Consider the following 6023-nt stretch of genomic DNA (forward strand, 5'->3'; position numbering starts at 1 on the left):
AACCTTATGTCGTTACTCAAACAGCTGTTTCTCGCCATCTGCCTGTTTCTGGTGGTGGCCTTTACCGGCAGTTTCATCGCCAGCGTGGAGAGCTCGCGCGAGCAGTTGCTCAGCCAGTTGCGCTCCCACGCCCAGGACGCTGCCACCGCGCTGGCGCTGTCAATGACCCCGCATATCGACGACCCGGCAATGATCGAGCTGATGGTCAGTTCGGTGTTCGACAGCGGCTATTACGCCACCATCCGTGTCGTGCGCGTGGACAACGGCGAGACGATGGTGGAGCGACGCACAACCACCACCACCGACAACGTGCCGGCCTGGTTCGTCAAGCTGATCAACCTGCAGCCCGAAGGCGGCGACGCCATGATCATGCGCGGCTGGGACCAGGCCGCACGCGTGGAAGTGCTCAGCCATCCACAATTCGCCCTGGCCAAACTGTGGGACAGCGCTGTCGGCAGCGCGGCCTGGCTGCTGCTTTGCGGGCTGGTCAGTTCGATCCTCGGTGGCTGGTTGCTACGCACCCAACTGAAACCCCTCGACAATATGGTCCAGCAGGCCCACGCCATCAGCCGCCGCGAGTTCTTCACCCTGCCTCGCGTGCCACGCACCCCGGAATTGAAACGGGTGGTGCTGGCGATGAATCAGATGGTGGAAAAACTCAAAACCCTGTTCGCCGAAGAAGCCGCACGCAGCGAAAAACTGCGCGAAGAAGCCTACCAGGACACCCTCACCGGCCTGGCCAACCGCCGCCTGTTCGACATCAACCTGGCCAACCAGCTCACCACTCAGGAACAGAACACCGAGGGTTACCTGATCATGCTGCGGGTCAACGACCTCGGCGGCCTCAACCAACGCCTCGGCGGCCAACGCACCGATGCCCTGATTGGTGCGATTGGCGAGCTGCTCAAACGTCTGCTTGATCACCCTGACCGCAGCGACTGGCTGGCCTCGCGCAGCCGCGGCGGTGAGTTCACCCTGCTGGCGCCCGGCTTGTCTGGTGAAGATGCAGACCGCCTTGCCCTGCAACTGATGGACAGCCTGGAAAGCCTGCGCCAGACCGGCGCCAGCGATTGCACGCCGGTCGCCCACCTGGGCATTGCCGCATTCCGCCCCGGCGAAGAAGTGCCGGCGGTGATCAGCCGTGGCGACCAGGCCCTGGCCCAGGCGCAAAGCAACAGCGCCAAGTTCTGGGAGCGCCTCGACGACTTCAACGCAGGCCCCAGCCAAAGCCTCAACGACTGGCGCAGCTGGATCGACGAAGCCCTCAACAAAGGCAAATTGGAGCTGTATTTCCAACCGGTGGTGGACTGCGCCGACAGCCGTGCCGTGCTGCACCACAAAGTGCTGGCGCGCTTGATCGACCCACAAGGCGAAGCGATTGCCGCCGGCCGCTTCCTGCCCTGGATCGAACGCCTGGGTTGGGCCGCGCGCTTTGACCTGGCGATGCTCAAACACGCCCTCGCCCACCTGGCCGCGCATCAGCAACCGATCGCCCTCAGCTTGTCGGCGGCCACCTTGCGCGAAAGCGAAGCGCAGGCGCAATTGATCGCCCTGCTCAGGGAAAACCCGGCGCAAGCGGCGCTGATGACCCTGGAAGTGGACGAGCGCCACCTGCCGCCACCGGCCGAACTGGAGCGCCTGAGTCAGGCCGTACATGCCGCCGGTTTCAACCTGGGGCTGCAGCACTTTGGTGGGCGTTTCAGTTTGATTGGCAACCTGACGCACCTGGGCTTGGCGTACTTAAAGGTGGATGGCACCTACATCCGCGCCATCGATCAGGAAAGCGACAAGCGCATATTTATCGAGGCGATGTTCCGGGCAACCAACAGCATTGATCTGCCATTGATCGCGGAGATGGTGGAGACCGAGGGCGAGTTGTTGGCGCTCAGGGAGCTGGGCATCAAGGGCGCCATGGGACGTTTGATTGGGGCGCCAGCGCCCTGGGCTTGATCGGGGGCGTAGCACTTGAACAGGCGGCGGACCGACGCTGGGCAAATCAGTGGTCCGCCGATGCGCAACGTCGCTGGCAGCACAGCCCACAAAAGCGAACCGCCCCGAAGGGCGGTCCGCTACTACCGATCACTGATAACCCTCAGCTCTTCTGCGAATAGCTCTGCATCAAGTTGGCATACGCCGGCAGATGCCCGCCCAGAATCGCGCCAAACCCTTCAATGTCATTGCGCCAATCGCGCTGCAACTCACAGCCCACCGCAAACCAGTTCATCAATTGCGCGCCGGCCTCCACCATGCGGCTCAAGGCCGACTCACGCACCAGCGGGTTGAAGGTGCCCGACGCATCGGTCACCACAAACACATCAAAGCCCTCCTCCAGCGCCGCCAGCGTCGGGAACGCCACGCACACGTCAGTCACCACACCGGCAATGATGATCTGCTTGCGGCCAGTCGCCTTTACCGCCGCGACGAAATCGGGGTTGTCCCAGGCATTGATCTGCCCTGGGCGGGCGATGTACGGCGCATCCGGAAACTTGGCTTTCAGCTCAGGCACCATCGGCCCGTTGGGACCGTTTTCGAAGCTGGTGGTGAGGATGGTTGGCAGCTTGAAGAACGCAGCGATATCGGCCAGCGCCAGCACGTTGTTCTTGAACTCGTCCGGAGTGAAATCACGCACCAGCGAGATCAGGCCGGCCTGGTGGTCGACCAGCAGAACCACGGCGTTGTCTTTGTCCAAGCGGTTGTATTTCTTGCTCATGATGACTCCTTGAAATGCCGGGCCCGCGATCGGGCCCGAAGGTTAAAAACCGGATTCAGAAGGCGAAGCAGGAACAGCCGAACGCACCCCAGAAGCCCTGGTGATCGCTGACCGGCGCCGACGACAGACGCGCCTTTTCGTGGCTATGGGAATGCACACCGCACGGCCCGGAACATTGATGCACGGCAGCCGCCAATGCCGTTTGCTGACGCCAGTGGCCAGGCACTTTCACCACTGGCGACCAGTCCGGGGTGACCGGCAAGGCTGGTGGGGCCAGCTTGTCGAAGTCACCGGTGCCGTAGACGATCTTGCCGTCCACCACAGTGAGCACGGATTCAATCCACTTGATCGCTTCTTCCTCGACGCTGAAGAAGTCCGCCGACAGCGCCACCAGGTCCGCCAGTTGGCCGACCTTGATCTGGCCCTTTTTGCCCTGTTCGGTGGAGAACCAGGCGCTGCCGTGGGTAAACAGTTGCAGCGCGGTTTCCCGTGGCAGGCCTTCGGGGTACAGCTCCATACCGCCGACGGTTTTGCCGCTGACCATCCAGTACAGCGAGGTCCATGGGTTGTAGCTGGACACCCGCGTGGCATCGGTGCCGCCGCCTACTGGTACGCCTTCGCTGAGCATGCGTTTGATCGGCGGTGTGGCCTCGGCGGCCTTCTTGCCGTAGCGGTCGACAAAGTATTCGCCTTGGAACGCCATGCGGTCTTGCACGGCAATACCGCCGCCCAACGCCCGCACGCGCTCGATGTTTTTCGGTGTGATGGTTTCGCAGTGGTCGAAGAACCAGTGCAGGCCATTGAACGGGATGTCGCGGTTGACCTTCTCGAACACGTCGAGCATGCGCGAGATCGATTCATCGTAAGTAGCGTGCAGACGGAACGGCCAGCGCTGCTCCACCAGGTGGCGAACCACCGGCTCCAGCTCCTGCTCCATGGTTTGCGGCAAGTCGGGGCGCGGTTCGAGGAAGTCTTCGAAGTCGGCCGCCGAGAACACCAACATTTCGCCGGCACCGTTATGGCGGAAGAAGTCGTTGCCATCGCCCGGTTTGACGATCTGGGTCCAGTTCTTGAAGTCCACCAGTTCTTCTTTGGGCTTCTGGGTGAACAGGTTGTAGGCGATGCGCACGGTGAGCTGGTTGTTGGCGGCCAGCTCGCGGATCACCTGGTAGTCGTCCGGGTAGTTCTGGTAACCGCCGCCGGCGTCGATGGCACTGGTCACCCCCAGGCGGTTCAGCTCGCGCATGAACTGGCGGGTGGAGTTGACCTGGTATTCCAGCGGCAACTTCGGCCCTTTGGCCAGGGTGGAGTACAGAATCATCGCGTTGGGGCGCGCCACCAGCATGCCGGTGGGCTCGCCGTTGGCGTCTTTAACGATCTCGCCGCCCGGTGGGTTTGGTGTGTCGCGGGTGTAACCGACCACCTTGAGTGCGGCGCGGTTAAGCAAAGCGCGGTCGTACAGGTGCAGCACGAACACCGGGGTGTCGGGCGCGGCTTTGTTAAGTTCTTCGATGGTCGGCAGGCGTTTTTCCGCGAACTGGAATTCGTTCCAGCCACCGACCACGCGCACCCATTGCGGCGCTGGGGTGCGGTCAGCCTGGTCCTTGAGCATGCGCAGGGCGTCGACCAGGGACGGCACGCCTTCCCAGCGCAGTTCCAGGTTGTAGTTCAGGCCGCCGCGGATCAGGTGCAGGTGCGAGTCGTTGAGGCCGGGAATCACCGTGCGTTTTTGCAGGTCGACCACTTGCGTGGCGCTGCCGCGCAGGGCCATGGCTTCGGCATCGCTACCGACGGCAATAAATTTGCCGTCCTTGATGGCCACCGCGGTGGCGGTCGGTTTTTCCCGGTCGACGGTGTGCAGACGGCCATTGAAGAGGATCAGATCGGCGTTCATCGGGGCTCCAGATGAGGTGGCGTAAGCGGAAAAAGGCAAGGCGGACCACAGCGCGCCAGCGGCGCCAAGCACCGAACTGGCGGCGAGAAACTGGCGGCGCTTGGGATCAGTTTTATCGGTCATGGGCAGACCTCATGCTTTGTTGAGCCAGGGGGCGAACAAACGCGTTACCCGCGGCATAAAGACGTACACCACCAGCAGCACGATGCTCAGGGTGATCAGCACGCTACTGGCCAGGTAACCCGACAAAAATGGCAGTTGTGCGAACAGTGGTTTCCACAGCAGCGGCACGCCCATGCTCAGCGGCAGAATCACCAGGAAGGTGACGCACGCCTGCTTCCAGCGTGCGGGCGGTTTGGCGCTGCCGTTCTCCAGCGGCGTGGGGGTGAACCAGAACTCGCGGTCGGCGTTGATCTCCGTCTGGTCGCCGTCGGCCAGCAGCGGCTCGACCTCGGCCACCAGACGGTGACGATCATCGGAGTCGAGCCAGGCTTGCAGCAGGTCGGTGGAGGTAAAGCGCAGCACGCAGGTGAATAGGGTCAGGCCCTGGCTATGGCCGCGCATCACATCGATGCCCAGGTGCCCGGCATAACTGCGGGCGGTGCCGATGATCCGCCGCAGCCATTCTTCGTAAGCGGCGTCCTGCCCCGCCTTCACCCGGTGGCGAACCAGCAGGGTCACCACTTCATCGAACAATTCCACACTACTCATGGCGTGCTGTTTCCTTACTGAATAAATGAGCGACCAAGGCCGTCACTGAAGATAGACCAGCCCCGCCGCCTTGCCCGGAAGCCGCCGCGCCACGGCGATGGCACCGGGGCCGGAAATGAAAATGGCACCGAAGACAATCACCAACAGCCAGGCGAATTGGCCCTCGGCAATGCTCCATTCGGGATGGACAAAAACCAGAGCCACCAGCAACACGGCGAGAATCGGCAGGCAGGCCAGGCGGGTGAACAGGCCGAGGATGATCGGCAGCGGGCACAACACCTCGGCGAAGATCGCCAGGCACAAGGTCGGCATGGCGCCGAGGTGCCAGGGGTCTTCGATGAGCGTGAGTTGTTCGCTGAAATGCAGCAGCTTGGGAAGGCCATGGACCTGCAGCAGCAACAGCGAGCCGGCCAGGCGCAGCCACAGCAGGCCCCAGTCACTGGGCGTGAAGGCGGTGCGAGATATAGGAGTGGCCATCGGCAAATCACTCTCAGGTGCGTAGGACCTGATAGTGGAAGACGGCGTTGCGAATGACTTGTATCGCTGTGCTGGATTTGTTGCGGGGAGACTTACAGATCAAAAGCTCGCGGCTAAAGCCCCTCCCACAGGGGACTGAAGTGCGCCCCAAAAGTTGGACGGCTATTGATTAAGCCATGGCGGACTTGGCTCTGTATGCGACAGGGCTGAGTCCGCCTAGCTTCATCTTGA

At 62.3% G+C, this 6023-nt stretch carries 5 protein-coding genes; 1 reads left to right on the forward strand and 4 read right to left on the reverse strand.

Annotated features, from left to right (window positions below; all coding sequences use genetic code 11):
* Nucleotides 1-6 precede the first annotated feature (6 nt).
* Nucleotides 7-1950 (forward strand): cyclic di-GMP receptor LapD, encoded by a 1944-nt coding sequence (lapD, locus tag C8K61_RS26220; protein WP_108099936.1) that lies wholly within the window; start codon nucleotides 7-9, stop codon nucleotides 1948-1950.
* 142 nt (nucleotides 1951-2092) lie between these two features.
* Here lapD and ycaC read toward each other — a convergent pair whose 3' ends face one another.
* The 4 genes from ycaC to C8K61_RS26240 form a co-directional block, all read right to left on the reverse strand.
* Nucleotides 2093-2710: an isochorismate family cysteine hydrolase YcaC gene (ycaC, locus tag C8K61_RS26225; RefSeq protein ID WP_108099938.1), complete on the reverse strand. Its 618-nt coding sequence runs from the start codon at nucleotides 2708-2710 to the stop codon at nucleotides 2093-2095.
* A gap of 55 nt (nucleotides 2711-2765) precedes the next feature.
* Nucleotides 2766-4604, reverse strand: a complete 1839-nt coding sequence (locus C8K61_RS26230; RefSeq protein ID WP_108099947.1) for an amidohydrolase — start codon at nucleotides 4602-4604, stop codon at nucleotides 2766-2768.
* 132 nt (nucleotides 4605-4736) lie between these two features.
* Entirely contained in the window at nucleotides 4737-5315 is a 579-nt protein-coding gene (locus C8K61_RS26235; protein WP_108099940.1) for an antibiotic biosynthesis monooxygenase, read from the reverse strand.
* A 42-nt stretch (nucleotides 5316-5357) separates the two neighbouring features.
* Entirely contained in the window at nucleotides 5358-5792 is a 435-nt protein-coding gene (locus C8K61_RS26240; RefSeq protein ID WP_108099942.1) for a DoxX family protein, read from the reverse strand.
* Between the last annotated feature and the right edge of the window lie 231 nt (nucleotides 5793-6023).

The organism is Pseudomonas sp. GV071, assembly GCF_003050835.1.
Lineage (GTDB): Bacteria > Pseudomonadota > Gammaproteobacteria > Pseudomonadales > Pseudomonadaceae > Aquipseudomonas.